At 61.3% G+C, this 26,848-nt stretch carries 30 protein-coding genes; 16 read left to right on the top strand and 14 right to left on the bottom strand.

What is annotated here, in order from left to right; translation table 11 throughout:
• Positions 1-62 precede the first annotated feature (62 nt).
• The 5 genes from EEQ99_RS08625 (at position 63) to EEQ99_RS08605 (ending at position 1,902) form a co-directional block, all read left to right on the top strand.
• Complete coding sequence (locus EEQ99_RS08625; RefSeq protein WP_047610772.1) at positions 63-272, top strand: AbrB/MazE/SpoVT family DNA-binding domain-containing protein; 210 nt, start codon at positions 63-65, stop codon at positions 270-272.
• Entirely contained in the window at positions 272-649 is a 378-nt protein-coding gene (locus EEQ99_RS08620) for a type II toxin-antitoxin system VapC family toxin (protein ID WP_047610774.1), read from the top strand. Before EEQ99_RS08625 ends, EEQ99_RS08620 begins: the two co-directional genes overlap by 1 nt.
• Positions 650-754: 105 nt before the next feature.
• Complete coding sequence (locus EEQ99_RS08615) at positions 755-1,006, top strand: ribbon-helix-helix domain-containing protein (protein ID WP_047610776.1); 252 nt, start codon at positions 755-757, stop codon at positions 1,004-1,006.
• Positions 990-1,325, top strand: a complete 336-nt coding sequence (locus tag EEQ99_RS08610) for a type II toxin-antitoxin system RelE/ParE family toxin (protein WP_047610777.1) — start codon at positions 990-992, stop codon at positions 1,323-1,325. Before EEQ99_RS08615 ends, EEQ99_RS08610 begins: the two co-directional genes overlap by 17 nt.
• A complete protein-coding gene (locus EEQ99_RS08605) occupies positions 1,315-1,902 on the top strand; it encodes a class I SAM-dependent methyltransferase (protein ID WP_047610778.1) in 588 nt (195 codons plus the stop codon). The genes EEQ99_RS08610 and EEQ99_RS08605 overlap by 11 nt, the downstream gene beginning before the upstream one ends.
• 49 nt (positions 1,903-1,951) lie before the next feature.
• On the opposite strand, the gene ilvC is transcribed toward EEQ99_RS08605, so the two are convergent.
• Together ilvC and EEQ99_RS08595 are read right to left on the bottom strand one after the other, a co-directional pair.
• Entirely contained in the window at positions 1,952-2,971 is a 1,020-nt protein-coding gene (gene ilvC, locus EEQ99_RS08600) for a ketol-acid reductoisomerase (protein WP_047611747.1), read from the bottom strand.
• A gap of 49 nt (positions 2,972-3,020) precedes the next feature.
• A complete protein-coding gene (locus EEQ99_RS08595) occupies positions 3,021-3,686 on the bottom strand; it encodes a TetR/AcrR family transcriptional regulator (protein ID WP_047614124.1) in 666 nt (221 codons plus the stop codon).
• 175 nt (positions 3,687-3,861) lie between these two features.
• On the opposite strand from EEQ99_RS08595, the gene EEQ99_RS08590 reads away from it, so the two are divergent.
• Positions 3,862-4,308 carry a hypothetical protein gene (locus tag EEQ99_RS08590; RefSeq protein ID WP_127430236.1) on the top strand — a complete coding sequence of 149 codons (447 nt, stop codon included), beginning with the start codon at positions 3,862-3,864 and terminating at the stop codon, positions 4,306-4,308.
• Between the two features lie 23 nt (positions 4,309-4,331).
• Positions 4,332-4,697, top strand: a complete 366-nt coding sequence (locus tag EEQ99_RS08585; RefSeq protein WP_063474704.1) for a DUF4087 domain-containing protein — start codon at positions 4,332-4,334, stop codon at positions 4,695-4,697.
• An 11-nt stretch (positions 4,698-4,708) separates the two neighbouring features.
• Here EEQ99_RS08585 and EEQ99_RS08580 read toward each other — a convergent pair whose 3' ends face one another.
• The 3 genes from EEQ99_RS08580 to EEQ99_RS08570 form a co-directional block, all read right to left on the bottom strand.
• The gene (locus EEQ99_RS08580) at positions 4,709-6,391 is read right to left on the bottom strand and encodes a hypothetical protein (protein WP_127430235.1); all 1,683 of its coding nucleotides are present in this window, start codon (positions 6,389-6,391) and stop codon (positions 4,709-4,711) included.
• The gene (locus EEQ99_RS08575; protein WP_127430359.1) at positions 6,391-7,449 is read right to left on the bottom strand and encodes a glycosyltransferase family 2 protein; all 1,059 of its coding nucleotides are present in this window, start codon (positions 7,447-7,449) and stop codon (positions 6,391-6,393) included. The genes EEQ99_RS08580 and EEQ99_RS08575 overlap by 1 nt, the downstream gene beginning before the upstream one ends.
• A 98-nt stretch (positions 7,450-7,547) precedes the next feature.
• On the bottom strand, positions 7,548-8,456 hold the full coding sequence (locus EEQ99_RS08570) for an AraC family transcriptional regulator (RefSeq protein WP_127430234.1): 909 nt from the start codon (positions 8,454-8,456) through the stop codon (positions 7,548-7,550).
• 203 nt (positions 8,457-8,659) lie between these two features.
• Between EEQ99_RS08570 and EEQ99_RS08565 the strand changes: the two genes are divergently transcribed.
• The gene (locus tag EEQ99_RS08565) at positions 8,660-9,706 is read left to right on the top strand and encodes an NAD(P)-dependent alcohol dehydrogenase (protein ID WP_028757485.1); all 1,047 of its coding nucleotides are present in this window, start codon (positions 8,660-8,662) and stop codon (positions 9,704-9,706) included.
• 137 nt (positions 9,707-9,843) lie between these two features.
• Here EEQ99_RS08565 and EEQ99_RS08560 read toward each other — a convergent pair whose 3' ends face one another.
• From EEQ99_RS08560 to EEQ99_RS08540, 5 genes are all read right to left on the bottom strand, one after another.
• Positions 9,844-11,799 (bottom strand): elongation factor G, encoded by a 1,956-nt coding sequence (locus tag EEQ99_RS08560; RefSeq protein WP_127430233.1) that lies wholly within the window; start codon positions 11,797-11,799, stop codon positions 9,844-9,846.
• A gap of 447 nt (positions 11,800-12,246) precedes the next feature.
• On the bottom strand, positions 12,247-13,512 hold the full coding sequence (locus EEQ99_RS08555; RefSeq protein ID WP_028757546.1) for an NAD(P)/FAD-dependent oxidoreductase: 1,266 nt from the start codon (positions 13,510-13,512) through the stop codon (positions 12,247-12,249).
• A gap of 366 nt (positions 13,513-13,878) precedes the next feature.
• Entirely contained in the window at positions 13,879-14,388 is a 510-nt protein-coding gene (locus EEQ99_RS08550) for a BA14K family protein (RefSeq protein WP_080759837.1), read from the bottom strand.
• 127 nt (positions 14,389-14,515) lie between these two features.
• Positions 14,516-15,061: a PH domain-containing protein gene (locus EEQ99_RS08545; RefSeq protein ID WP_127430232.1), complete on the bottom strand. Its 546-nt coding sequence runs from the start codon at positions 15,059-15,061 to the stop codon at positions 14,516-14,518.
• A 26-nt stretch (positions 15,062-15,087) separates the two neighbouring features.
• Positions 15,088-15,552, bottom strand: a complete 465-nt coding sequence (locus tag EEQ99_RS08540) for an Lrp/AsnC family transcriptional regulator (protein ID WP_047610791.1) — start codon at positions 15,550-15,552, stop codon at positions 15,088-15,090.
• A 147-nt stretch (positions 15,553-15,699) separates the two neighbouring features.
• Between EEQ99_RS08540 and EEQ99_RS08535 the strand changes: the two genes are divergently transcribed.
• The 4 genes from EEQ99_RS08535 to EEQ99_RS08520 all read left to right on the top strand — a co-directional run bounded on the left by EEQ99_RS08535 (position 15,700) and on the right by EEQ99_RS08520 (position 19,557).
• Positions 15,700-16,419 carry an aspartate/glutamate racemase family protein gene (locus EEQ99_RS08535; RefSeq protein ID WP_028757544.1) on the top strand — a complete coding sequence of 240 codons (720 nt, stop codon included), beginning with the start codon at positions 15,700-15,702 and terminating at the stop codon, positions 16,417-16,419.
• Between the two features lie 201 nt (positions 16,420-16,620).
• Positions 16,621-17,538 (top strand): bifunctional helix-turn-helix transcriptional regulator/GNAT family N-acetyltransferase, encoded by a 918-nt coding sequence (locus EEQ99_RS08530; protein ID WP_028757543.1) that lies wholly within the window; start codon positions 16,621-16,623, stop codon positions 17,536-17,538.
• A 59-nt stretch (positions 17,539-17,597) separates the two neighbouring features.
• On the top strand, positions 17,598-18,221 hold the full coding sequence (locus EEQ99_RS08525; RefSeq protein ID WP_028757542.1) for a TetR/AcrR family transcriptional regulator: 624 nt from the start codon (positions 17,598-17,600) through the stop codon (positions 18,219-18,221).
• A gap of 127 nt (positions 18,222-18,348) precedes the next feature.
• Positions 18,349-19,557: an MFS transporter gene (locus EEQ99_RS08520; RefSeq protein ID WP_028757541.1), complete on the top strand. Its 1,209-nt coding sequence runs from the start codon at positions 18,349-18,351 to the stop codon at positions 19,555-19,557.
• Between the two features lie 9 nt (positions 19,558-19,566).
• Here EEQ99_RS08520 and EEQ99_RS08515 read toward each other — a convergent pair whose 3' ends face one another.
• Positions 19,567-19,983: a winged helix-turn-helix transcriptional regulator gene (locus EEQ99_RS08515; protein WP_028757540.1), complete on the bottom strand. Its 417-nt coding sequence runs from the start codon at positions 19,981-19,983 to the stop codon at positions 19,567-19,569.
• A 123-nt stretch (positions 19,984-20,106) separates the two neighbouring features.
• Between EEQ99_RS08515 and EEQ99_RS08510 the strand changes: the two genes are divergently transcribed.
• Positions 20,107-21,015, top strand: coding sequence for an SDR family oxidoreductase (locus tag EEQ99_RS08510; RefSeq protein ID WP_028757539.1), 909 nt, complete (start codon positions 20,107-20,109; stop codon positions 21,013-21,015).
• Positions 21,016-21,261: 246 nt separating this feature from the next.
• Here EEQ99_RS08510 and EEQ99_RS08505 read toward each other — a convergent pair whose 3' ends face one another.
• Positions 21,262-22,014: a pyridoxine 5'-phosphate synthase gene (locus tag EEQ99_RS08505; RefSeq protein ID WP_047614461.1), complete on the bottom strand. Its 753-nt coding sequence runs from the start codon at positions 22,012-22,014 to the stop codon at positions 21,262-21,264.
• Positions 22,015-22,465: 451 nt separating this feature from the next.
• Here EEQ99_RS08505 and EEQ99_RS08500 point away from each other — a divergent pair, with 451 nt between their 5' ends.
• Positions 22,466-23,158, top strand: coding sequence for a MerR family transcriptional regulator (locus EEQ99_RS08500; RefSeq protein ID WP_047610796.1), 693 nt, complete (start codon positions 22,466-22,468; stop codon positions 23,156-23,158).
• A gap of 42 nt (positions 23,159-23,200) precedes the next feature.
• Here the strand turns inward: EEQ99_RS08500 and EEQ99_RS08495 are convergent, their stop codons facing one another.
• Together EEQ99_RS08495 and EEQ99_RS08490 are read right to left on the bottom strand one after the other, a co-directional pair.
• The gene (locus EEQ99_RS08495; protein ID WP_047610798.1) at positions 23,201-24,328 is read right to left on the bottom strand and encodes an ATP-dependent DNA helicase; all 1,128 of its coding nucleotides are present in this window, start codon (positions 24,326-24,328) and stop codon (positions 23,201-23,203) included.
• 136 nt (positions 24,329-24,464) lie between these two features.
• A complete protein-coding gene (locus EEQ99_RS08490) occupies positions 24,465-25,391 on the bottom strand; it encodes a LysR family transcriptional regulator (protein ID WP_047610799.1) in 927 nt (308 codons plus the stop codon).
• 132 nt (positions 25,392-25,523) lie between these two features.
• Between EEQ99_RS08490 and EEQ99_RS08485 the strand changes: the two genes are divergently transcribed.
• Both EEQ99_RS08485 and EEQ99_RS08480 read left to right on the top strand, forming a co-directional pair.
• A complete protein-coding gene (locus EEQ99_RS08485) occupies positions 25,524-26,003 on the top strand; it encodes a carboxymuconolactone decarboxylase family protein (RefSeq protein WP_047610801.1) in 480 nt (159 codons plus the stop codon).
• Positions 26,004-26,071: 68 nt separating this feature from the next.
• The gene (locus tag EEQ99_RS08480; protein ID WP_127430231.1) at positions 26,072-26,827 is read left to right on the top strand and encodes an SDR family oxidoreductase; all 756 of its coding nucleotides are present in this window, start codon (positions 26,072-26,074) and stop codon (positions 26,825-26,827) included.
• The last annotated feature ends 21 nt before the right edge of the window (positions 26,828-26,848 follow it).

Raw genomic sequence — 26,848 nt, 5'->3', positions numbered from 1 at the left:
TCGTCATTGACGGATGTCAGATGAATTCTTACCATTCATCTATCGATGGAGGAAAGGTAAGAATGACAACCGCAACCCTCTCCACAAAATTCCAGATCTCCATTCCCAAGGAAGTGCGCGAACAGCAGCACTGGTCGGCGGGGCAGGAATTCGTGTTCATCCCCAAAGGGAAAGGCGTGCTGCTGATGCCGGTCCCGACGCTTGCCGATCTTCGCGGCATTGCCGAAGGCGCTGACAAGGAAAACTACCGCGACCGGAACGACCGTTTCTGATGCGCGTGGTCGACAGCTCCGCATGGATAGAATGGCTGACGAAAAGTGCCGCCGGAACCCGGTTGCAGGCCAATATCCCGGTGCGCGATCAATGCATCGTTCCAACGATCGTGCAGCTCGAGCTCTCCAAATGGCTGGCACGCGAGAAGGACGAGGAAGCCGTCGACAGCTTCATCGCTTATACCGCGACATGCATGGTTGTCTCTCTCGACACGACGCTTGCCCGCCGTGCTGCCGAAATCTCGACGATCCACAAACTCGCCACCGCCGATGCGATCATTTATGCGACCGCGGAGCGCCATGATGCCGACATCCTGACCTGCGACGCCCATTTCAAGGATCTCGAACGCGTCATCTATGTCGATAAAAAAGACTGACCTGGATGTGACCCAAGTGCTCGACGGCGGAGCGCAACGCTTCTATCACAACGTGGGAAATGGTAATCTGGCATCAACCGGCATGGACGGACTGCACCGAATTCAATGGCGAAAATGACGATCTCTCTTCCGGATAATCTGGCGGATTACGTCGCACGCCGTGTCGCAAGCGGCAGATACGCCAATGCCAGCACATATCTGGCGGAACTCGTCCTGAGGGACCAGGACCATCGCAAGCTCGATGACGAAGAATTGCGTGAGATTCTGAGGCTGGCCGAAGAGAGCGGCATCAGCGACCGGCGCATTGCCGATATCCTGTTGGAAACGAAGGCAAAGCTGCGTGACATCAACCTATAGGCTGACCCGAACCGCAGATGCCGTGCTGTCGGGCATCGACGAATATGCCAGCTTGCACTTCGGCGAGGCACAGGCGGATGCCTATCTTCTCGACTGGGACAGAATTTTCGTGCTTCTTTCGCGCGCGCCCTCCATGGGAGACGAATGCGAAGAGCTTGGCGTCGGCCTTCGCCGCCTTCTTCACATGCGCCACGTCGCCTTCTATCGTGAAATACCGGACGGCATCCTCGTCATCGACATCATCGGCGCCGATCGGCTCCCCGAAAGGCACCTTCAATCCAACCGACGCTCCCGAACGGCCGATCCGCATGCCTCGTGACAATACCTCTGACTTCTACAGGCAAAACGCCGAGACCTACGCCAACCGGGCGCGCAGCCTGCCGAAGCAGCAGCTCGATGCCTTCCTCGCCGGGCTTGCGCGGGGTGCGGCAATCCTCGAACTCGGCTGCGGTGGCGGACAGGACAGCGTCTACATGCTGTCGCAGGGTTTCGACGTGACGCCGACGGATGGCTCTGCCGAGCTTGCAACACAGGCCGAAGCGCTGATCGGCAGGCCGGTCAGGGTCATGCTGTTCCAGGAACTCGACGCCGACAGCGCCTTCGACGGCGTCTGGGCGCATGCGAGCCTTCTTCATGTCCCCCGATCCGAACTGCCCGACGTCTTCGCCCGCATCCGCCGCGCCCTGAGGCCCGGCGGCCTCCTTCACGCAAGCTTCAAGGCCGGGGAAGCAGAAGGCCATGACGGCTTCGGGCGTTATTACAACTATCCCTCCGCCGAATGGCTCTCGGAGCTTCTGACGAAAGGCGGTTGGAGGAATATCGCCCTAAGCGAATACGACGGCGGCGGATATGACGGCAAGCCGACGCGCTGGCTGACCGTCAGCGCACAACGATAAAGGCCGGAGCTTTCGCCCCGGCCCTCGATTCCTACAGTCTGAAAACCGCTTAGTTCACGCTCTTGTCGACCAGCTTGTTCTTGCCGATCCAGGGCATCATGCCGCGCAGCTTGGCGCCGACTTCCTCGATCTGGTGGCTGTCGTTCAGGCGGCGGATGCCTTTGAAGCGCGAGCCGCCAGCGCGGTATTCCTGCATCCAGTCGGAAGTGAACTTGCCGGTCTGGATGTCCTTGAGGACGCGCTTCATCTCGGCCTTGGTCTCAGCGGTGATGATGCGCGGACCGGAGACATATTCGCCCCACTCGGCCGTGTTCGAGATCGAGTAGTTCATGTTGGCGATGCCGCCTTCATAGATCAGGTCGACGATCAGCTTCACTTCGTGCAGGCATTCGAAATAGGCCATTTCAGGCGCGTAGCCGGCTTCAACAAGCGTTTCGAAACCGGCGCGGATGAGTTCGACCAGACCGCCGCAGAGAACGACCTGTTCGCCGAAGAGGTCGGTTTCGCACTCTTCGCGGAAGTTGGTTTCGATGATGCCCGAGCGGCCGCCGCCGACGCCGCAGGCGTAGGAGAGAGCGAGTTCAAGCGCATTGCCGGAAGCGTTCTGGTGAACGGCAACGAGGCAGGGAACGCCGCCGCCCTTCTGGTATTCGCCGCGAACCGTGTGGCCCGGGCCCTTCGGCGCGATCATGACGACGTCGACCGTGGCCTTCGGCTCGATCAGGCCGAAGTGCACGTTGAGGCCGTGGGCGAAGGCGATCGCCGCGCCGTCGCGGATATTTGCAGCGATTTCCGACTTGTAGATGTCGGCCTGCAGTTCGTCGGGCGTTGCCATCATCATCAGGTCGGCCCAGCCGGCGGCTTCGGCAACCGTCATGACCTTGAAGCCGTCGGCTTCAGCCTTCTTGACGGTCGGCGAACCGGCCTTGAGCGCGATGACGACGTTCTGGGCGCCGCTGTCCTTGAGGTTCAGCGCATGGGCACGGCCCTGCGAACCGTAGCCGATGATGGCGACCTTCTTGGCCTTGATGAGGTTGAGATCGGCATCACGATCGTAATAGACGCGCATTTGAAGTTCCTTCCCTTTGCTTGTCTTGTTGACTGTCATTAAAGCGGAATCAACCGAGAACCGGCATCTCCACCAGAACCTTGTCCGTGCCGTAGAGCCGGAGGAAGGCGGTAACCGCCCTCTCCGCCTGGCGCGCGGTATCCTTGAGGCCCGGCTCGCCGAGCAGCATGCGCACATGCAGATCGGAAACAACAAGGCCGTAAAGCGTGTGATAAGCCTCGTCGGCATCGGAAAAACGCAGGAGCCCTGCCCTCTTTCCGGCATCGATCAACGCCATGGCGCGCCGGTCGATCTGGCGGCGGCCGCGCTCGAGCAGCAGCTTGCCGAGCTTCGAGCCGTCGCGGTTCGACTGGCCGATCGCCAACCGGTTCAGCGCCAGCGAGACGTCGCCGGCGAGCACCTCCAGCAGATCACGCGCGAAAATGACCACATGGTCGTGCAGACTTGCCGCCGTCAGTCGCTCGCCGTTGCGCTCGAAGGTGCGCACTTTGCTCGCCTGATAGGCGATCATCGCCGACAACAACCCATCGCGATCGCCGAACCACTTGTAGAGGCTCTCCTTCGAGCAATTGGCGGCACGCGCCACACCCGAGGTCGTCAGCGCCTTCTCGCCGCCATCGACGAGCAACCGCAACGCCTGCTCCAGAACGGCGTTCTGGCGCGGCGAAAATTCGCTCGGCTCTGCGGTATCGACAGACACGGTCGTAGCTCCCATATACGTACCGTACGGTACGGTTCGTGAGGTTTATGCGATAAACCGATCAGATCGTCAAGAAGCCCGGATCAATTTTTTTAATACGGGAAACCGCGATGAAACACCAGAATTGGATAGGCGCGAATCCTTGGTGATCGCATATTGTCGCGGTACCCGTTTGCGCCTGGAGGCTTCGATGTCACGCCTGTCTGCAGCTCTTCTCCTGCTCGGAGCAATTTTCCTGAGCGGCTCAAGCGCTCTCGCGCAGTCCGACAGCGACGTCTATAACCGCATCGAAGAACTGCACGGCGACGCCGCAGGCTTCGACCGGCCGCTGCGCCAACTCGTTCGGGCGATGCGCTCGGGCGACGCCGAAACCATTGCCGGGCTTGCCGAATACCCGCTGACGGTCGAGGCCAGGGGCGAGACTTACGACGTCGAGAGCGCCGAAGATTTCATCGACAATTTCGACGATCTGGTGACGCCGGAAACGCGCCGCGCCGTCGGGCGCCAGCAATACGGGGATCTCTTCGTCAATAGCGACGGCGTCATGCTCGCGGGTGGCGCCCTCTGGATGGGCGCGGTCTGCGATGACGACGCCTGCGAGGAAAGCCATTGGGCGATCATCGCGATCAACAACTGAAATCTGGCGATGAGGAAAAGCCGATGAAATACCGGATCGCTGCCGCAGTCATCACCGCAGCCCTTGCCATCGCCGCAAATGCACAGGCGGCCGAAACGCGCTGCGGCTGGATTGAAAATCCGACGCCCGCCAACTGGTGGCTGGAAGATGCGGAAAACACCTGGACGATCATGACCCAGGGCGACGATGCCGGCGAGGTGGAAGGCATGGAGCTGATCTCCGACATCTCCGAACGTGAGTATGTCAGAACCAACGGCAATTACGGCTATGCCTGCGCCTGCATGAGTGTGGAGACGGATGGCAAGGAGCGCATCACGAAAATCCTCTCCTTCCGCCAGCTCAAGCTCGCCAAATGCCGTGCCGACAAGGCGCTGAAATTCCCCGGCTGATGAGCCGCGGCTTATAACGCCGTGGCGCAACCCGCCGGGATAGCCAAAGGCTCTGCCGGCATCGTCTTATCGATCGCGTAAAGCTTCGCGAAACCGGCATCCTCGATGACCGTCAGGCCCGACGGCATGAAGGTGCCGACATAGCGATCGAGAATATCGGCATTGGCGACCAGGACGAAATCGAAACGACTGCGCCAATCCGACAGATAGGGCGTGAAGTCTCGATATTGCTGCAACATTGTCGGGCATGAAAGCACACCCACCGACAGCAGATTGCCCTCTGGAACCGCGATCTCAGACCAGGGCGACAGAACGGAAAGTGGCTGCTTGCCTTTTGCGGTGAAGAGCGTCGGCACGAAAGCATGCGAGACGGGCACGGCAAGCGTCGGCAGATGCCGGAAAGTATCCAGTCCCCAGAAAAAATGCCGGTTGGAGTGGGCAAGGTAGCTCACTGTCTCAGGTTCATGCCCAAGTGGTAGCACGGCTGCACCGGCCGGCACCCTTTTCAGCACGCTCTCGACAGCGGCAACATCCTTTTGCGCCAGCCACCAGTTCCAGCCGATCCAGCCGGTACGGCCGAAGACCGCAAGATTGATGACGAGCGAAAGCAACAGCGCCTGTCGGCGCGGGAGATTGGCGAAGGGGCATACCATCGCCATGGCGACGAGCGCCGTCATGATCGGAAAGCGCCAACTGATCCATCCGGTGCCGAGCATGTGGCGAGGCGAAATACAGGAGAGCAGCAGCAGACCGCCAGCGGCGACGGCAAGCCCCGCATGCATGCGGATGTCGCCCGCTCGTGCGGCACGTGTGCAGATGAGGATCAGCGGCAGAACCAGTAAGACATCCACCACCGGGACATAGGTCGTGATGGCGGAGAGCAGATTGAGGACGATCAGGACGACGCTGTCGTTCCATGCAAGCCCAAGGCCGTTGCCACCGGCGTTGGGCAAAGATGCCGTGTGAAGGTAGAGCGCGAGCGGTGGCAAGACGCAGGCGCCAATCGCCAACGCCAACCGGCCGACGAGCCTCGTGAGACCCGCCTTCGATCGCAGTATGTCGATGCGCCACGAAAATTCGAGGCCGCAGACGATCGCCATATAGAAGCCGAGCGAGAAGATGTGCATCACCGTCAGCAGCAGCGAAGCGGCGAGCCGCCAGGCAAAAACCAGCGCGGGATTTTTGCCCTGCAGCCGGAGGTCGACGCAGGCGAAGAAGAGCGCCATGCCGAGGCCGATCTGGAAATTGATGAAGCCGCCGATCATGGTGGCGCACCAGCCGAGCGACAGCATGGCGGTCTGCCAGTGGTGCCGGCCGCCGAAAAGCGCGCGATGCAAGCCGATCGCGCCGAGCGGCGGCAGCACGATCGCCAGGAAAAGCAAAGTCCGCGCAAGCCTGTCGGCGCCGACAAGCGGTCCCAGCCAGGTGGCGAGAATGTCGATCCCGACATTGGTGAAGGTGCGGCTCCAATCGACCGCATAAATCTCAGGAAACGGCTGCTCGCCGATGCCGCCCGAAAGGAGCCATATCCGGGCGTAGTGATTGGGGTAATCGAGAACCGGCGGAAAACGAAACAGCACCACCAGCGCCGCGGCAAGCGCGACGAAAGCGGCGACCGCAATGGTGGAATCCTGTCTGGCGGCCAATCCCTGAGGCTCGCCTGCGACCACAGCAGGCGTGTCGATCTGGTCCATTATCCGATCCGACTGCTCTTTTGCGCTCGCGGAAACTCCCCGGATGTAAAGGCGACATCGAGTGCGGCGCGCTTATCGCTGGCGTTCATCTCCGGAAAAGCAGTCGGCAGCTCGGCGTGTTCGCCGCCGCGCAGGATCGTCTCGATCATGAACATCGGCCGCTTCTTGCTCTCCTGCACGAGACGGCCGAGATATTCGCCGATGATGCCGATACAGATCAGCTGGATGGCGCTGAAGGCGCTGACGGCGGCCATGATCGACGACCAGCCGGTAACCGTTTCGCCTTCCAGCCAGCGAACGAAGGTGTAGACGAGCAACGAGATCGCGACGCAGGCGCTGATCATGCCAAGCCATGTGGCTATACGCAGCGGCGTCGTCGAAAAGCTGGTGATCGCATCGAGCGCAAAATTGATCATCTTGCGCAGCGGATATTTCGTCGCGCCGGCAAAACGGGCGTCACGCTCGTAAGGGAGAGCAACCTGCCTGCCGCCGATCCAGCTGACCATGCCACGGATAAAGCGATCGCGCTCCGGCATCGCCAGCAGGATATCGACGACGCGCCGGCTCATCAGCCGGAAATCGCCGGTATCGCGCGGAATGGTCACCGAGGCGAGCCTGGACAGCGCACGATAGAAAAGCGAAGCCGAGGCAAGCTTGAACCAGGTTTCACCCTCGCGGCGCGTGCGCTGACCATAAACGACGTCGGCGCCACGCTCCATGATCGGCATCATCATCAAAAGCAACTCGGGCGGATCCTGAAGATCGGCGTCGATCAGGAGCACACGCTCGCCCCGCGACGCGGAGAGACCCGCCGTCGATGCCAATTGGTGGCCGTGATTGCGAAGAAGACGAACGCCGAGCACTTGCGGCACATCAGCCGCCAATTCGGAAATGATCTCCCAGGTGCGGTCGGACGAGCCGTCATCGACGAGAATGAGCTCGAAGGCATCCCCAGCAACGCTCCGAGCAACTGCGACGGCTCGGCGGCAGAATTCGCGCAGGCCCTCCTCCTCGTTATGACAAGGCGCGACGATGGAAAGAAGTGGTGTTTGCGTCATATCGCCATCGGTGCTGGTGTTTCGCGCAAGCCTAGCCACGAAACGTCAAACATCCTTTAATAGCAACCGCGCCGGCGTCTCGCTGGACGCGCTACACTCTACTCCGCCGCCATGATTTCGCGCGCGCCATCGATATCGCGCGCCGGCGAAGCGCCGTAGAGGCGGCTGTATTCGCGGCTGAACTGCGACGGGCTTTGATAGCCCACGCGGTGGCCGGCCGTACCGGCATCGAGGCGCTCCACCAGCATCAGGCGACGCGCCTCGTGCAGGCGAAGCTGCTTCTGATATTGCACCGGCGTCATCGCCGTGACCGATTTGAAGTGATGATGGAAGGACGACACGCTCATGCTGACGCGGACGGCAAGATCTTCGATGCGCAGCGGCCGCGCGAAATTCTCCTTCAGCCATGCGACGGCGCGGGCGATCCTGTTGCTGTGGCTGTCTGCTGTGGCGATGTTGATCAGCCGCGCGCCATCCGGCCCGGTCAGCACCCGGTAGAGGATTTCCTGCTCGATCAGCGGCGCCATGGCAGGAATGTCGCCTGGACGATCGAGCAAGCGCAGCAGGCGGACGGCGGCATCCAGGAGCTCCGGCGGAGCGACGTTCACCGCCATCCCGCGCTGCCCGTCGGTATGGGCCGCCGGACGCGGAATATCGATACGGCTCAAAAGCTCAAGCAGCTTTTCGGAATCGATTGCCAGCCCCAGGCAGAGATGCGGCACTTCAGGGCTTGCCTCGGTGACCTGCCAGGCGACCGGCAGGTCGAGCGAGGTCAGCAGATAGTCTCCTGTCCCGTAGCTGATAAGTTCGGTGCCGAGGCGCAGGCTCTTGGCCCCCTGCAGGACGAAGGCAAAACAGGGCCGGTAGCTGCTGTGAAGCGGATCGCTTGGCTTGGACCGACGGCTGACGTGAAGATTGCCGATATCAGTCGAGAACTCGCCATCGCCAGGCGCGAAGCGCATCGCGATGTCGACAATTTCCTGATAGGGGCTGAAGGGCAAAGTCATGCGGCAACTCTTTCTGTCAACTGGCTGACGCCGGTGATACCGCCCTTATCTAGAGTGCCTTCGCCATTTCGCAAACAGGCCGGCGCCTCACTTTTGCAGGATCGTGCAAAAAGCTGAGAGGATCGCTCTAACCCTCTCACGCAGTTCCGGGCAATAGTCCGCCATCCCGTTCAACCCCACCACAATCGAAAAGGAAGGTTCCCATGCCTATTGCAAGAGGCTACGCCGCAACCGACGCTTCCAAACCGCTGACCCCTTTCACCTTCGAACGCCGCAACCCCAACCCCGATGACGTCGTGATCGACATCAAGTTTGCCGGCATCTGCCATTCGGACATCCACACTGTCCGCAACGAATGGAAGAACGCCGTCTATCCGATCGTGCCAGGCCATGAGATCGCCGGCATCGTCTCGGCGGTCGGTTCCGCCGTGACTAAGTTCAAGGTCGGCGACCGCGTCGGCGTCGGCTGCTTCGTCGATTCCTGTATCGGCTGCGCCGAGCGCGACCTCGATCGCGAACAGTATATGCCGGGTCTCAGCGGCACCTACAATGATTTCGAAGCCGACGGCAAGACACGCACCCAGGGCGGCTATTCCGACTCGATCGTCGTCAAGGAAGGCTATGTCATGTCCATCCCGGACAACCTTCCGCTCGATGCCTCCGCGCCGCTGCTCTGCGCCGGCATCACGCTTTATTCGCCGCTGCGCCACTGGAATGCCGGCCCTGGCAAGAAGGTCGCGATCGTCGGCATGGGCGGCCTCGGCCACATGGGCGTCAAGCTGGGTGCGGCGATGGGCGCCGATATCACCGTTCTTTCCCAGAGCCTTTCCAAGAAGGAAGACGGGCTGAAGCTCGGCGCCAAGGAATATTATGCCACCAACGACCCGGAAACCTTCAAGAAGCTCGCCGGCACTTTCGACCTGGTCATCTGCACCGTCAGCGCCGAAATCGACTGGAATGCCTATCTCGGCCTTCTGAAGGTGGATGGTTCCTTCGTGGTGGTCGGCGCGCCTGAGAATCCGATCCCCGTGCACGCCTTCTCGATCATCCCCGGCCGCAAGAGTATTTCCGGCTCGATGATCGGCTCGATCAAGGAAACCCAGGAAATGCTCGACTTCTGTGGCAAGCACAACATCGTCTCCGAGATCGAGAAGATCAACATCCAGCAGGTCAACGAAGCTTATGAACGCGTCCTGAAGAGCGACGTCCGCTACCGCTTCGTCATCGACATCGCCTCGCTGGCAGCATAAGAAAACGAGAGGCGGCTCCTTCGGGGGCCGCCTTTTTCAATGTCGGGCGATTTCAACTGTGGCGGTGCTGTCAAGATCTCCGCCCTTGGGCGCAGCCGCACCGTCTGCCACCCACGATCAAATGCGACACTCGGATGTCACGATATGCCTCCGGCAAGTCGATGCAGGCGCAGCAGATATTCGACGCCGTTGAACGGATCAGGACCTGATCGCGGGCGCGAGCGCGGCGGGCCAGCCACTGGGGCATAATGATCGAAGCTGCTTTCCATGGTCCCCGCCCCGCTCGTCAGGCCCGGCAATTGCTGCTGGACACCGCGGACCATCTGAGACGCCATGGTACCCTCGAGCCGGGCGACGCCGTCGGCAATGACCGAATCCGTCGTCGTTGCTGCCGATTTTGCAAGCAGGGTGACCACGCCGCTCAAATTTTCCGCGGGCGCTTCGAGATAAAAGCGGTCGATTGGCTCGCAGAGCACGGTCCGCGCGGCCGATAGCGCCGTTGCCAGCACCCATGGCGTCAACTGCCGGAAATCGGCGGCGGTGCTTGCAGGCGAACTGTGCCGGGCCGCCGTCATCGCCACGTGGCAATCGATGACCTGCCAGCCGAAAATCCCCTGTTTCAGCGCTTCGAACACGGTCTCCTCGACCGCTCGATAAAAGGCGATGGGCATCTGGCCGACATCCACTTCGAGCGCAAAGCTGTTGCCCGCCCCGGGAGGGCGTGGTTCGACGCGCAGGCCGACGGTTGCCAGGAAGGGATTGGGCTCCTTGAAGAGGATCTGCAGACCGGCCCCGGTCCCGACTGGCCTCTCGACCAGGATGACGGTGCTTTCCTCGAACTTTGCCTCAAGTCCGAAATCCGTCGGCAGGGTCGATTGGATAACGTCCTTCTGCACCTCGCCGTAGAGTGAAACGAAGACTTCGTCCGTCTCCTCGTTGCGGCGCAAATTGATCAAGGGATCCTGTTCGGCCATCTGGTTCAGCGCCAGCCAGAGCGCCGCCTTGTCGGAAGGCCGCCGCGCAAGAACCCGGGTTTCGAGCGTCGGCGGCGCAAAGTGAGCCCGCCCGCCCGCGGGATCTCCGCCCACCGCATCCCCGATCCGGGCGCCGGCAAGGCCGGCGACGCGGGCAATCTGCCCTGCGCGAAGTCTCTCGGCGCCTTCGATCCGGCCGGCCTCAAACAGGTGGATCGCAGTCACCCGTTCCGGGCCTCTGGGCAGGTCCAGATATTGCCGAAGCCGCACCGTGCCTGAGGCGAGGTAGATATAGGCGAGCTTTTCCCCACCCCAGCCGCGTTCGATCTTGAAGATCTTGCCCGCGACCGGGCCATCCGGATTGGAGCACCGGCCGGGCAAGATCGTCGCAATGGCCGATGCCAGGGCGGGGATGCCGACACCGGTCATCGCTGCGCCCGCGAAGACCGGATGGACGAGGCCGCTCGCCACCTGCTCTGCCAGGCAGCGCCCAAGCCTTTCCTCGCTCAGGCGACCGGGAGCAAGGATATAATCGGCAAGCAGGGCCTCGTCGTTTTCTGCCAGTGCCTCGCAGAGCGGCGTGAAAAGCGGCTCGTCTCCCGGCGCGAGCGTCTCCACCCGGGCAAGCTTGGCTCCGGCATCGATGACCGACGACATGGCGATGGGGCGGACCGCCAGCTGCGCGGCTAGGGCCTCCACCACCTCCTGATATCGGGCCCCAAGACGATCGACCTTGTTGACGAAGAAGATGAAGGGAACGCCAAGCCGCCGCAGCGCTCGCACCAACACCCGTGTCTGGGCCTGCACGCCTTCGACCGCCGAAACGACGACGACCGCGGCATCCAGCAATCCCAGCACCCGCTCGACCTCGGCGATGAAATCCGGGTGGCCGGGCGTGTCGATGAGATTGACGATCCTGTCGCCGATCGCAAACGACACCACCGCCGCCCTGATCGTGATGCCGCGTAGTCGTTCGAGTTCGAGAGTGTCCGTCTGTGTATTGCCGGTATCGACGCTGCCGAGCTTGTCGATGACGCCGGCGTCAAAAAGCAGTCTTTCGGTAAGGCTAGTCTTGCCTGCATCTACATGGGCGAGAATGCCCAGATTCAAAGTGCGCATGAACCACCAACTTCTCAGAATTTCGAATGTGATTTTCGTGAGAAGTGAATCGGCGCATTGGAACCTCTACCCGTTGCTACGGCTGGATGCGCACCTCCCGGTGGTTGGGAGACGCGGATGGAATGCTAAGGGTGTGCGGGGAGATGTGTCAAGCTTGGGCGTATCGCGTTGTCTAAAGGCTCCGACATGTGTGCCGCAGGGCACGACAATCAGCCCTCATGGTGAGGGTGAGGAGCGAAGCAATCGATCCAGTGATCGATTGCAGCGACAAACGCAGGGCCGTCTCGAACTACGAGGGCGGGTGGCTAAGCGGTGCATGCTGCATGCAGATGTCGCTGGGTGAAGCGCCGGTGGCCGTCCCCGATCCTTCGAGGCCCTCCGGGTGCACCTCAGAATGAGGCAGGAGAGACGGCGCATTCCCGGACAGCTTTCACGGGCAAAGGAGGCCTACTCCTCCTCTCGCATCGTTTCTTTCTGGGTGATCAGCCGGGCGCTGTGCTGGCCACTCAGATAGATCCACAACCAACTCCAGGCGACGGAGAAGCGCGAGCGGGTGCCGATCAGGAAGTAGATATGGGCAAGACCCCAGATCCACCAGGCGATCCAGCCCTTCAGCTTGATCCGGCCGAAATCGATGATGGCCGCACTCTTGCCGATCGTGGCGAGGCTGCCCTGGTGCCAGTAGCGGAAGGGCGCCGGTGCCGGCTTGCCGGACAGACGGGCACGGATCACCTTGGCGACGTAGCCGCCCTGCTGCTTGGCGGCAGGCGCGATGCCCGGCACCGGCTTCCCGTCCTCGCGCATCACCGATGCGGTATCGCCGACGACGAAGACGTCGGGTAGCCCCGGCGCGCTCAGATCCTTCTCGACCACGACGCGCCCTGCCCGGTCGGCCGCAACGCCGAGCCACCGTGCCGCCGGCGAGGCGGTGACGCCGGCTGCCCAGACGATCGTCCGGCTGGCAACGAAGGTGTCGCCGATCTTCACGCCGTCGGCATTGCATTCCGTCACCGGCCTGCCGAGATGGATCTCGACCCCGAGTTTCTCCAGCGCCTTCTGGGCATAGGCCGAAAGCTCTTCGGCGAAGGTTGGCAGCACCCGCGGACCAGCCTCGACCAGCACGACGCGGGTCTTGCGCGTATCGATGTTGCGGAATTCCTTGGGCAGCGTGAAATGCGCGAGTTCGGCAATGATGCCGGCCAGCTCGACACCGGTCGGCCCGGCCCCGACGATGGTGAAGGTCAGAAGCGCATCGCGCACGGTTGGATCGGCCTCCATCTCCGCCCTCTCGAAGGCAAGCAGCACGCGCCGGCGGATCGTCGTCGCATCCTCCAACGTCTTCAGGCCCGGCGCCACCGGCTCCCATTCATCATGGCCGAAATAGGCATGCGTCGCCCCGGTCGCCAGCACCAGCGTATCGTAACCAAGAGTCATGCCGTTACGGAGGGAAACAGTCTTTGTGCCGCTGTCGACGCCTGTGACCTCGCCGAGCAGAACCGTCACGTCAGGCCGGTCGGCATAGAGCCGGCGGATTGGCCAGGCGATTTCCGAGGTGGAGAGAATGGTCGTCGCCACCTGATAGAGCAGCGGCTGGAAGAGATGATGGTTGCGCCGGTCAACGAGCGTGATCTTGACGCCAGCGCCTTTCAAACCGTTGACGAGTTGCAACCCGCCAAAACCGCCGCCGACAACGACGACATGATGATCGCCCATGACCTGCCCCTTCTGCGCCATTTCGCTGAAAGCCAATGTGGCCCTCGCCGCAAAGGTTGCAACCGCCGTTTCGGCATGTCTCCCCTGCGTCACCCGCAGTCGAAAGAGCATGTCGCGCAAAAGTGTGCAGCGGTTTTGCGAGAACGACATGCTGGAATTGAAAGGCCTAGACCAAAGCGCGACAAACGAGTCCGATCGCGGCGCGCTTTAGCGCCGAGATTATCGGCAACTCCTGCAATCCAACCCGGCGACGCTTGTGAAGCGGACGTCGGGCAGAATTATAACTGCCCAGAGCCTCGGTCGAGGTGCGACACAGACATAGCGTTCGAACGGGTAGTCGGCCCGGAACAGTTCACGGCGCAGCAATCAATAGGGACCGACGCACTGGCGACGGGGTCCATGATAGGGCTGGAAGGTATTGTCGAACGCCCTGTACGACCGATAACGCGCATAGCACCAACTCTCGTGGTTGCCGCCCCGTCCATAATAGCCAGACGACGCATAGGCCCGATAGGGCCGGCCATAATAGCGATACGGCGAACCGTAATAGCGGTAGGGCGAGCCGTAATAGCCGTAGGGTGAACCGTAATACGAGCCGTAATAGGGCTGTGCCAATGCGCCGCCAATGATGGTGCCGACGGCTAGGCCACCCAAGGCCCAGCCCCAGTCCGCTCCATGGTTATGGTGGTAACCTCTGTAATAGCCGCCTCGGTAATGGCCGCCACCCCAGTGGCCGCCTCGGCCACGCCATTGCACATGCTCTATCTGCTGCTGCGCTTCGATCCTGGGTGGGTTGATAGCCGGAAACGCTTGAGCCGGCGTGATGCCGGGGGCACCTATGATCAAGCACAACGCGGCGACGGTCAGCTTTCTCATGACTGTTCTCCTCTGCTCCTCCAAGTGAGGGAAATATCTTCCCCTCCTCCTGAACCAAAGGTGAACGCAATATGTCCAAAAACGTTCCTTATAGAGACACATTAATCCCTATCGATGGCACTGCGAATTATCGGCTGCTGGTGCAATCCGACCTTGCTGTTTCCAGGAGGCTGTAAACGTGTCGCGCATCCTCGATCCCCAGAAGCTGAGGTTCGTTGGCCAGACTTGGCGTCCAGCCGCTCATCCTCCTGTTGGACGGCACGCCGAATTTGATCGTACCCTTGCCGCGGCTGCCCTCTTCAAGACTGATCGACGGCAGGAGTTCGAGCTGATTGGTGGACAAATGTCGAAAGAGCCCGCTTCTGCGAATGATCACACGTCTGTTGGTCAGTACATATTCCGTCCGAGCCCGGGCAGCCGCATCGACGAAAAAGCGTCCGGCCATTAGGTAAAGGCCCATGAGTACGAACGGAATACCCCATAATTTTGTGAATACCGGCGTTTCCGTGCTGATGGCAGTAATTTCCCAGAAGATCGCAAAGCCGCCCCACAAAAGCGAGAACGGAACGAGGAGGAAATCCCGCGATGTCAAAAGAAATCCTTGTCCGGGACGCCCTGACCAAAGAAGCTTTTCCCCCGGCATGAAAAGGCTACGAATATCGCTATCGCTCATACTGTGATGCCCTTTCAAATGATTTTTCACCGGGCGTAGCCCACCGGTATCGCCATTCCATGTTTCAATTCTTCCATCGAGATCGACGCCGAGACGTCGAAGAGTTCGAGCTTGCGCACGATCTGCTTGTAGATCACGTCGTAATGCTCGACGCGCGGCAGCACGATCTTCAGAATGTAATCGTGATTGCCGGTCAACCGGTGCGCCTCGACGATCTCGGGAATGTCGCCGATGATCCGGCGAAAGCTTTCCGTCCATTCGTCGGAATGGTGAGCCGTCTTGACGAGAGCGAAGACCGTCGTCGGCACGCCCATTTTCTCCCGGTCGAGCACGAAGATGCGCCGGGCGATATGGCCGCTTTCTTCCAGCCGCTGGATACGCCGCGAACAGGCCGACACCGAAAGCGCCACGCGCTCCGCAAGATCGGTCACGGATATGCCTGCATCCTTTTGCAGCATGTCGAGAATGCGCCTGTCGCGATCATCAAGCATGTATCCTCCGCCCAATATTTGCACGATTTCATCAAATGGCGCAAAATTATAGCACATATCCCACCATGGAAACAAATAACGCAAACACACCGCGCCGGGATTACGGCATCATTTTCGAAAGTTCAGAATCATGGAGAGCGTGAAGACATGGAAACGATCGGCCTGATCGGCGGCATGAGTTTCGAAAGTTCGGCGGTCTATTACCGTCTCGTCAACGAGATGGTGCGAGACCGCAAGGGTGGCCTTGCCTCGGCCGAACTCATCCTGCATTCGGTGAACTTCGAGGAGATCGTCGCCCTTCAGAAGGCCGGCGCCTGGGATATGGCCGCCCGTCGCCTTGCCGACGTGGCTTTGCGCCTGCAGATTGCTGGCGCCGGCTGCATCCTCATCTGCACCAACACCATGCATCTGATTGCCGACGAGGTTGCCAAGAAGATCTCCGTGCCGCTGATCCACATCATCGACGAGACGGCGAAATCGCTGCATGCCGGCGGCCGGAAGCGCCCGTTGCTGCTTGCGACCCGCTACACGATGGAACACGGCTTCTACAGCGACCGCATGAAAAACCTCGGTCTCGACATCATGGTTCCAGATGCCGGCGACCGCACCACCGTGCACGACATCATTTTCAATGAACTCTGCGCCGGCAAGGTACTCGACAGCTCACGCGACAAGCTCATGGCGGTCATATCACGCGCCATCGACAACGGCGCCGACAGCATCATCCTCGGCTGCACCGAGATCTGCCTGATCCTCGATCCCGACCATCTGCCGCTGCCCGGCTTCGACACCACGGCGATTCATGCGCGAGCGGCAGTCGATTTCGCACTTGGCGCGGACGAGATCGCGGAAGAGGAAGCGGCCTGAAAGTGTCTCGCCTCGGATTGCCAAATTAGTTGACTCAGTCCATTAAATACAGGACAAGATCTCTATTTGGAGATTCTTGAGTTGTTGACAAGGCTCGTTCTCTCCTCGGCGTTATCCTCGGCCTTGTGCCGAGGATAAACGAAAGATGAGTGGGCCGACTTGTCAGCAGTCTGACAAGGTTTCCATCTGGAGATCTTTGCCATGTCCGATATCGCCCTCATCGAAACCGCGCGCGATTTCAACCGCTTCTATACGAACTTCCTCGGCCTCCTGAACAAGGCCTATCTCGACACCGCATTCACGCTGACGGATGCCCGCATCCTCTTCGAGATCGGCTCGCATGACGGTGTCAGCGCCGTGGCGCTGGTCCGCGACCTGCATCTCGACCCGGCCTATCTCAGCCGTATCCTCAAGCGTTTCCGCGCAGAGGGACTGATCGAGACCAGTCCGGATCCGGCCGATCTGCGCAGCCAGGTCATCATTGTCACCGACCGGGGACGTGAGCAGTTCGAAGAACTCGGCCGGCGCGCCAATGCGCAGATCGCCGCCCGTTTCGACAATCTCGCGGCCGGCGAGCCGGAGGCGGCAGTCTCGGCCATGCACACCATCCGCGCCCTCCTCGACCCTACGGCCAAACCCGCACCGGCCGTCATCCGCGCCCATCGCGCCGGCGATATCGGCTGGATCGTTCAGAGCCAGGGCCGTTTCTACGCCGAGGAGTATGGCTGGGACCTGCGCTTCGAAGCGCTGGTCGCCGAAGTTGCCGGGAAATTCCTCGCCAATTTCGATCCGGCCAAGGAATATTGCTGGATCGCCGAGCGCGGCGGCGTCAATGTCGGCTCGGCCCTCGTCACCAATGGCGGCGACGGCATCGCCAAGCTCCGTCTGCTCTATGTCGACAAATCAGCCCGCGGCCTCGGGCTCGGCAAGATGCTGGTCGACGAATGCATCCGCTTCTCCAGACAGAAGGGCTACCGCGAACTCTCGCTCTGGACCAACGACATGCTGGAGACCGCCCGCGCCATCTATATCAAGGCCGGCTTCCTGCTTGTCTCCGAGGAGAGACACCGCATGTTCGGCCCCGAGGCGAACGGCCAGAACTGGGTTCTGGCTCTGTGATTTGCTGCGTCGCAAAAGTTTCGCTTGATTTGGAAACGAACATTTCCTAATTAGATGCCATGAATACGGCGACCATTGAACATCAAGAAAAGACCAGGGGCCGCGGCCGGCCGCGCGAATTCGACGTGGAGGCAGCGCTCGACGCTGCCCTACGCGTCTTTTCCGAGCGCGGGTATCACGCCGCCTCGATCAGCGAACTGACCGAGGCCATGGGTCTTGCCGCCGGCAGTGTCTACAAGGCGTTCGGCGATAAGCGTGGCATCTTCCTTGCAACGTTCGACCGCTACCGCGCCGTGCGCCGTGGCATGCTCGATGCCGAACTCGCCAAGGCAGAGACCGGCCGGGATAAGCTGCATGCGCTGATCGCCTTCTTTGCGGCCTCCTCCCACGGCGAAACCGGCAGGCGTGGCTGCCTGGTGGTCGGCAGCGCCGGCGATCTCGCTCTCTTCGACAGCGAAGCGGCCGAACGTGTCGCCGCCGCCTTCATGACCGACGAGACACTGCTGGCCGATCTGATCCGCCTCGGCCAGTCCGACGGCTCGATTTCTGCAGACCTCGATATATCAGCGACCGCGCTTGCGCTTCTCTGCCTCACCAAAGGCATGCGCGTCATCGGCAAGGTGGAGCGCAGCGGTGAAGAAATGGCGGCCGTCGCCGAAGCCGCGATGAAGTTGGTGACCTGACATCCCCCGGAGAAAGGCAAGCCATTCTCTCGGAGGAGCGGCAAGCTGTTGCACAGCCGGAAGCGGGTGGCCGGCGGCAAGACCATTTGAAATCATTCCTTTCAATCTTTGAATACCGGAGTTCCCGATGAGCATTTCAGCCACCACGCCGGATAAGGCCATTCCCAGGGCGCTATCCCCCTGGCTAACCTTCCTTTTCGCCGCCGCCTGCGGGCTGGTGGCCGCCAATCTCTATTACGGCCAGCCGCTTGCCGGCCCGATCAGCGCCGATCTTGGCTTCACGCCTGCCGCCACCGGCCTGATCGTCACGCTGACGCAGATCGGCTACGGGCTCGGCCTGTTGCTGATCGTGCCTCTCGGCGACCTCACCGAAAATCGCCGTCTGGTGTTGCTGCTGATCGCCGTCTCCGCCGTTGCGCTGATCGGCGCGGCGCTGTCGTCGACGCCGACGGCCTTCCTCATCGCCTCGCTCTGCATCGGTCTTTCGTCGGTCGCAGTTCAGGTCCTGGTTCCCTTCGCCGCCAACATGGCGCCGGATGCAACGCGCGGTCAGGTCGTCGGCAATGTCATGAGCGGCCTGCTCTGCGGCATCATGCTGGCTCGCCCCTTTGCAAGCTTCGTCGCCGAAGCTTCCTCCTGGCATGTGGTCTACTACCTCACCGCGGCCCTGATGCTCGTGCTTGCCGTCGTGCTGCGCTTCAACCTGCCGGTTCGGCTGCCGAAGACGAAGCTGCGCTACGGCGAGTTGCTCGCCTCCATGGGTCATCTGGCGCTGACCTCGCGCGTGCTGCAGCGCCGCGCGCTCTACCAGGCCGGTATGTTCGGCGCCTTCAGCCTGTTCTGGACGACGACGCCGCTGCTGCTTGCAAGCCCGGCTTTCGGCCTGACTCAGAACGGCATCGCCCTCTTTGCGCTTGCAGGCGCTGCCGGCGCCATCGCCTCGCCGATCGCCGGCCGGCTTGCCGACCGCGGCATGACGAGGATCGCCTCGACGATTGCCATGCTGCTCGGAATGGCTTCCTTCCTGATCAGCCATTTCGCCACGGACGGTTCGCTCACCGCTCTGCTGCTTTTGACGGCCGCGGCGATCCTTCTCGATTTCGGCGTGACGACCAATCTGGTCTGCGGCCAGCGCGCCATTTATGCCCTGAACCCGGAACACCGCAGCCGGCTCAACGGCCTGTTCATGGCGACCTTCTTTGCCGGCGGCGCGCTCGGCTCGGCGCTCGGCGGCTGGGCCTATGCGACCGGCGGCTGGACGATGACAGCCTGGATCGGCTTCTGCTTCCCGGCGCTGGCCTTCCTGCTGTTCCTGACGGAAGGGCGCGGCCGGTAGGAAGCCAGCCTATTTGTCGGTGGAATCAAAATGCGAACGGGCGGCGCGAACGGCATCGTGGTTTGCCTCCGCCCAGTTCAGCAGCTGCGACAGTGGCTGGTAGAGCGAGCGTCCGAGTTCGGTCATCGAATATTCGACGCTCGGCGGCTTGGTCGGGAACACTTCGCGATGGATATACCCGTCCCTCTGCAGGTCACGTAGTGTCTGCGTCAACATGCGCTGCGAGATATCGGGGAGCATCCGCCGCAGCTCGCCGAAGCGACAGGGCCGAGCCGCCAGCACTTCGAGCAGCAGCGTCGACCATTTGCCGCCGATTTGCTGCATCATGTCCCTGACCGGGCAATTCGAAAAATCGAGACTGGCGAGATCGATCTCGCGCCGCATCCCCGGCATTCTGTTCTTCAGACTGAGGACCGCGCCGGTCATCTGCTGGTTCCTTTTTGGTAACGTAGAGCCGAAAAACTGCCTCCTTTACACCGCCAAGTCAATTCCTATTCTAGTGTAACTCTCTTTTTGAGACCGCCACCAAAACATAGAAGGAAACGACCTATGAGCGAAACCATCCTGGTCACCGGCGCTGCCGGGCAGCTCGGCCAGCGTGTCATCCACCACCTCATCGAGACCTACAGGGTCGCGCCCGGCAGCATCGTCGCGGCAACGCGCAGCCCGCAAAAGCTCGCCGAGCTGGAAAAGAAGGGCGTTCTCACCCGCAAGTCCGATTTCGACGATGTGGCAGGCCTGGAAAAGGCTTTTGCCGGCATCGACCGCCTGCTGATCATCAGCACCGACGCGCTCGACACGCCCGGCAAGCGTCTCGCCCAGCACAAGGGCGCCGTTGCAGCGGCCGTCAAAGCCGGCGTCAAGCACATCGCCTACACCTCGATGCCGGCGCCGGACAATTCGCTCGTTTCCTTCGCGCCCGATCATCTCGGCAGCGAGAACGCCATCAAGGCAAGCGGCATCGCTTACACGATCATCCGCGACGCCTGGTATCACGACAATTACCTGCACGGCATGCCGCACAACCTGCAGGGCGGCAAATGGTACAGCGCCACCGGCGACGGCAAGATCTCGACCATCTCGCGTGACGACTGCGCGCTGGCCATCGCCGCAGCCCTTGCCTCCGGCACCGCCGAGAGCGCCACCTATACGCTAACCGGCGCGCAATTGCTGAACAACCGGCAGATCGCCGCCATCGTCTCCGAAGCCGCCGGCAAGCCGCTCGAAGTCGTCGACGTCAATGACGAACAGCTCGGCCAGGGCATCCGCGGCGCGGGTCTTCCCGGCTTCGTCGCCGACATGCTGGTTTCGGCCGACGCCAACATCCGCGCCGGCAACTTCGCGATCGTCACCGAAGACTTCACCAAGCTGACGGGCAAACAACCACAGCCGCTGAAGGATTTCTTCGTGGAACACAAGGCGGCCCTGACGGCGTCAGGCAATGCCGGAGGCCATTGAAGCCTTTCGCTGCATTCCTGCGCTAGTCGCAGGGATGAGCGAACTCCGATTCTGGATCCCTGATCAGGGCAGATGAGTCACGCACGGCCAGGGCGCGCCGTGGCTGGATTCCTGTGACAGGCACAGGAATCCAGCGCGCCCAGGTCCTTGGGCGCGGGAGACTCTTGCTTCAAAACGCACTGTGTGACTCACAGTCAGAAGCGTAATAACCCGCTTCCAGTCAAAGCGTTGAAGGCAACGCCCTGATCAAACTGCCTGCCCGCAGGCCCGGCAAAAGCGCCGTACCGTTTCCGCCATGCCGTATTCCAGCGCATCGGCGGTCAGCCCGTGGCCGATCGAGACTTCAGCAAGCGCGGGAATGCGTTTCACCAGCGCTGGCAGGTTTTCAACTGTCAGATCATGGCCGGCATTGACGGCAAGGCCGATTGCAAGGGCCGCATCCGCCGTCCGTCCGAGTGCGTCGAGGATCGGGGCCGCCCGTTCCGGCGCATCGTAACAGCCGCCATAGGGGCCGGTATAGAGTTCAATCCGGTCGGCGCCGACCGCCTTGGCGATCTCGACCGCTTCCACATCCCCGTCGCCATCGGCAAACAGCGACACCCGGCATCCCATTCTCTTCAGCCGCGCGACGGCATCGGTCAAAAACGCCTGATGCTTGCGGAAATCCCAGCCGTGATCGGAGGTCGCCTGCGCGGGATCGTCGGGCACCAGCGTCACCTGCTCGGGGGCGGCCCCGGCGCAAAGTTCGAAGAATTCCTCGGTGGGATAGCCCTCGATATTGAATTCGGCCTTGGGAAATTCGTCGTCGATCAGGTTGCGGATCACGGGAAGGTCGGAAAAGCGGATGTGCCGCTGGTCGGGGCGCGGATGCACCGTCAGGCCGCTGGCGCCGGAGGCGAGTGCGATCCGCCCGAGCGCTTCGACGCTTGGCCACGGCAGATCGCGCCGGTTGCGCAGCATGGCGATGGCGTTGAGGTTCACGGAGAGCTTGGCGGGCATGGCGAAATCCATCGGTCATGAAAATGGGAGGCCCTGCTTTTAAGCCATGTGCTCCGTGATGGCCAACGAGATTCACAAATGGATGCGATGCCAATCGCTGATGGACACCGAAATTGCGCTGAGCATTTGCCGCACGCGTACCGCAGATAGTAAATCCCGTCACCCTTGAAGAGGACCGCGAGATTCCGCAGTGCAGCACATGTTTTTGTGCGACACACCCAGGAACCCGGCAAAATATGCCGGTAAAGTTGCTATCCCATTTAAAAGAGATTATTTTTAGCACTTATAAAAAAGATCGTTCACGCATAACGTGGACATCGTATCGCGTAGAGTACGCCGCGTACTGCTTCTTTCCCACTGAGAAGAACGCTTAGAGGAAACCCCACTCGCCGCGCATGGGAAGCAACTGGCAAATCCGCATGAGGTGCAACAACATGCCCTAGGAGGGTTCATGCCAGACGGTTCCAAACGCCTGTTTGCCACCGCCGGTATCGCTTCGGAGGCCCGATCGAAATATCGGTTCCTGCCTTCAGCCGCGCTGCCGCCGGATCTACCTGATGGTCCCGTGCCCATCGCCGATATGGCCAATGCATTCGGGGTGACACACAGGACACTGCATTTCTACGAAGAGAAGGGCTTGATTTCGGCCAATCGCATCGGCCTGATGCGGGTCTACGGGCAGGACGACGTGATGCGCATGGCCGTCATCACCGTTTGCCGTGAGACGGGCATGGCGATCGCCGTCATCCAGGAATTGATGGACGAGCTTCGCAGCGCCGATTCGCAGGAATCGGCCGAGGCAATGTTCCGCGAGGCCCTGCAGGTACGCAAGCGCGAGCTGACCGCCGAGATGTCGACGCTGCACCGCCAGCTCCAACAGGTCGGCGACCTCCTGGATTACGACGGCAGCATCGAGGAGCCGCCGTTGAACGACAATCAGGACAGCGCCAGCCTGAGTCCACAGGAGCGGCGTTGCCTCGAACTGATGGCGGAAGGCTATTCCACCCAGCGCATCGCCCGGGCGCTCGACCTGAAACATGACGAGACCAAGGATCTCGAGGCCGGGATCATCCTGAAATTCCGCGCCAACAACCGCTTTCAGGCCATCGCCAAGGCGGTTCTGCTCGGCATTGTGCAGGCTTGAACATACCCCCGACGGCCGCCACCGTCTCCTGCCCGCCAAACGTCAACGGACGATCGTCAGCGTCTCCGCCGCGCGCGTAATCGCGGTATAGAGCCAGCGCTCCCGCGTGTCGCGAAACGCCCAGCTCTCATCGAACAGCACGACATCGTTCCATTGCGAACCCTGCGCCTTGTGCACGGTGAGCGCATAGCCATAGTCGAACTCGTCGTAGCGCTTGCGGGTGTTCCAGGGGATCTCGCCCTCGACATCTTCGAAGGCCTGCTTCAGCAGCTTGATCTTGGCAGCGCCGCGGTCCATGTCGTCGTCCTCGGGGCGGACCAGCAGATTGATGCCGGGCTTCGTCGTTTCCTTCGACGAGGTCATCACCTGCCAGAGCGAGCCGTTGAGCAGGCCCTTGGCCGGATCGTTCCGCAGGCAGACAAGCTTGTCGCCGGTCTGCGGATAATCGGCATTGAAGCCTTTCAGCTCGCGCAGGCGCTGATTGTAGCGGCGGCGCGTCCGGTTGGTGCCGACGAGTACTTGGTCGGCCTTCATCACCAGATCCTGCGTCACCTCGTTCTTCGAGATCACCTTGGCCGTGCCGTAATCGCCATACATCACCTCATTGCCTTCGCGCACCTGCATGGCAAGCTTGATGATCGGATTGTCACGCGCCTGGCGGTGAATGTCGGTGAGCAGGTAATCCGGGTCCTGATTGGTGAAGTAACCGCCGCCGCTGACCGGCGGCAGCTGGCCGGGATCGCCGAGCACCAGGATCGGTGTGCCGAAGCTCATCAGATCCTTGCCGAGCGCCTCGTCGACCATCGAGCATTCATCAACGATGATCAGTGCAGCCTTGGCGACCGGGCTTTGCCGGTTGATCGAAAACATCGGCGCAATCGACGTCTTGCCGGTTTCCTCGTCTTCCACTGCCTCCTCGCCGCGCGGCCGGTAGATCAGCGAATGGATCGTCCGGGCGTTGGAGGCGCCGCGCGAGCGCAGTACCTGCGCCGCCTTGCCGGTGAAGGCGGCAAAGAGTACGTCGCCATCGACATTCTCGGCGAAATGCTTGGCAAGCGTCGTCTTCCCCGTTCCGGCATAACCGAACAGGCGAAAGAGCGGCGAGCGCCCTTCGTTCAGCCATTTCGAAACAGCCTTGAGGGCTTCGTCTTGTTGCGGCGCAAATTGCATGATCGCACGACTTGGCAGGATTCGCGGGTGTTAGGCAAGGTGGAAACTGACGCGGCAAGGCCGATGACGCCAAATCCGCCCGGGCGCCAAACCCGCTGCGGTTTCTGCCGTGCACGATAAGCCGCCTTACCGACAGTCATCCCTCCCACCGCGAGACAGCGCCGCTTGCACACATTGACGGATCCTGCCCGATGGCATCGGTCAGAAAGTCCAGAACGGTTTTGACGCGCAGCGGTATGTTTCTGCGGGAGGGATAGACGACATAAATGGGCAGCCGGGTCGGTTGAAAGTCGTTCATGACGGGGATCAGCCGACCCGCGGCGATATCCGGCACGGCGATGATGTGGGAGAGCACCGCCAGGCCCGCGCCGGCAAGGGCCGCCCTGTGAATAGCGACGGCGCTGCACGCGGTCAGCCGCGGCGAGATCCTGACGGATATGTCTTCCGAGCCGTTCGAAAACGACCATGAACAGGCATCGCCGGCCCTGCTGTAGCACAGGCATTCATGGTCCTTGATGTCCTTCGGCGTCCGCGGCGGCGCCTTGCGGGCGAGATAGGCGGGTGAAGCGACGAGGAAGGCCGTCGTCCAGCCGATCCGCCGGCAAACGAGGCTGCTGTCTGCGACGAAGCCCAGACGCACCTCGAGGTCGAGGCGCTCCTCGATCATGTCGGAGCTTTGTTCCCGGAACATCAGTTCCACCGAGAGTTTCGGATGGGCTGCAAGAAGATCGCCCAGCCGATCGCTGAGAGAGAGGCCGAGTGGCGCTGGAACGCTGAGCCTGACCTTTCCGGAGGCCATGGCTCCGTCCGGTCCGGCGGCATCGCCGAGCTCCTCCACCGCCTCGAGAATCCTCATCGCCATCGGCAGCATCCGTTCACCCTCCGCCGTCAGCGAGAGGCCACTCGTCGTGCGATGCAGCAGGCGGGTGTTGAAATGCCCCTCAAGGGCCGCGACCTGCCGCGAGACCGCCGGCTGCGTCACGTCAAGATCATGCGCCGCCGCCGAGAACGAGCCCGTCTCCACGACGCGCAGAAAGGTCCGCAATGCCGATACGATATCCATCCCCGCCCCCTCATACTTTTGCGCATAGGCTTTATGCAGCCAGACTAAGCGAGAATGGCTTTACAGTCCAGCAATTAAGGATACCTTATATCCATAAGGATATTTTGCATCCTTAATTAGAGGAGAAACGAAATGACCCAGCGATTGAACTACGCCCAGCAGTCCCCCGAGCTTTTCAAGAAATTCATGGAATTCAGCATGGCGCTGAAGAACAGCGTGATCGACGAAAAGCTGCAGGCTCTCATCGAGATCCGCGCTTCGCAGATCAATGGATGCGGCTTTTGCCTCGACATGCATGTGAAGCAGGCGAAGATCTATGGCGAGAGCGAATTACGGATCCACCACGTTGCCATCTGGCGGGAATCGAACCTGTTCCTTCCCCGCGAGCGCGCCGCCCTTGCCTGGACCGAAGCCCTGACCAAGCTGCCGGAAGGCGGCGTTCCCGAGGAGATCTACGAACGGGTTCGCGGCCAGCTTTCGGAGAAGGAAATCTCGGACCTGACCTTCGTCGTCATGGCCATCAATGCCTGGAACCGGGTCAATGTCGGCTTCAAGACCGTGCCCGGCTCGGCCGACAAGGCTTACGGCCTCGACAAGGCAGGACTGAACTAAGCTTCGCAATTCATTGAGAAGATTCAATTTTAACGCTGCCGCATCTCGGCAGTGAACGGAGATCTGTTATGAAAATCGTTGTCATCGGCGGAACCGGCCTCATCGGTTCGAAGACTGTCGAACGCCTGCGCAAGCAGGGACATGACGTGATAGCCGCATCGCCGAACTCAGGCGTCAACACGATCACGGGAGAAGGACTGGCCGACGCGCTCGCAGGCGCCGAAGTCGTGCTCGATCTCGCCAATTCGCCATCCTTCGAAGACAAGGCCGTGCTCGAATTTTTCGAGACCTCTGGCCGCAAACTTCTCGCCGCCGAAAAGGTGGCCGGCGTGAAGCACCATATCGCGCTGTCCGTCGTCGGCACCGAGCGTCTGCAGGAAAGCGGCTATTTCCGCGGCAAGCTCGCCCAGGAAAAGCTGATCAAGGCGTCAGGGATTCCCTACACCATCGTGCATTCGACGCAGTTCATGGAATTCCTCGGCGGCATCGCCCAATCGGGCACTGTCGGCCAGACGGTTCGCCTGTCGCCGGCCTATGTGCAGCCGATCGTATCGGACGACGTCGCCGATGTCATGGCGGATGTGGCGCTCTCACCGCCCGCCAACGCGACGATCGAGATATCAGGTCCGGAACGGGCGCGCCTGAGCGAGCTCGTCGCCAGATATCTGAAGGCCATGAAGGATCCGCGCACCGTCGAGGCTGATGCCGAAGCAAAATATTTCGGCGCCAGGCTCAACGACCAGTCGCTCGTTTCCGACAACAACCCGCGGCTCGGCTCGATCACCTTCGAGCAATGGTTCGCAAAGACCGCGCAGCCGAAGTGATCTTGCCAGGGGCCATGCGCG

Source organism: Rhizobium anhuiense (assembly GCF_003985145.1).
GTDB classification, from domain to species: Bacteria; Pseudomonadota; Alphaproteobacteria; order Rhizobiales; family Rhizobiaceae; genus Rhizobium; species Rhizobium anhuiense.
The sequence above is the reverse complement of the archived record's forward strand: the minus strand, read 5'-3'. Positions and strand labels throughout refer to the sequence as shown.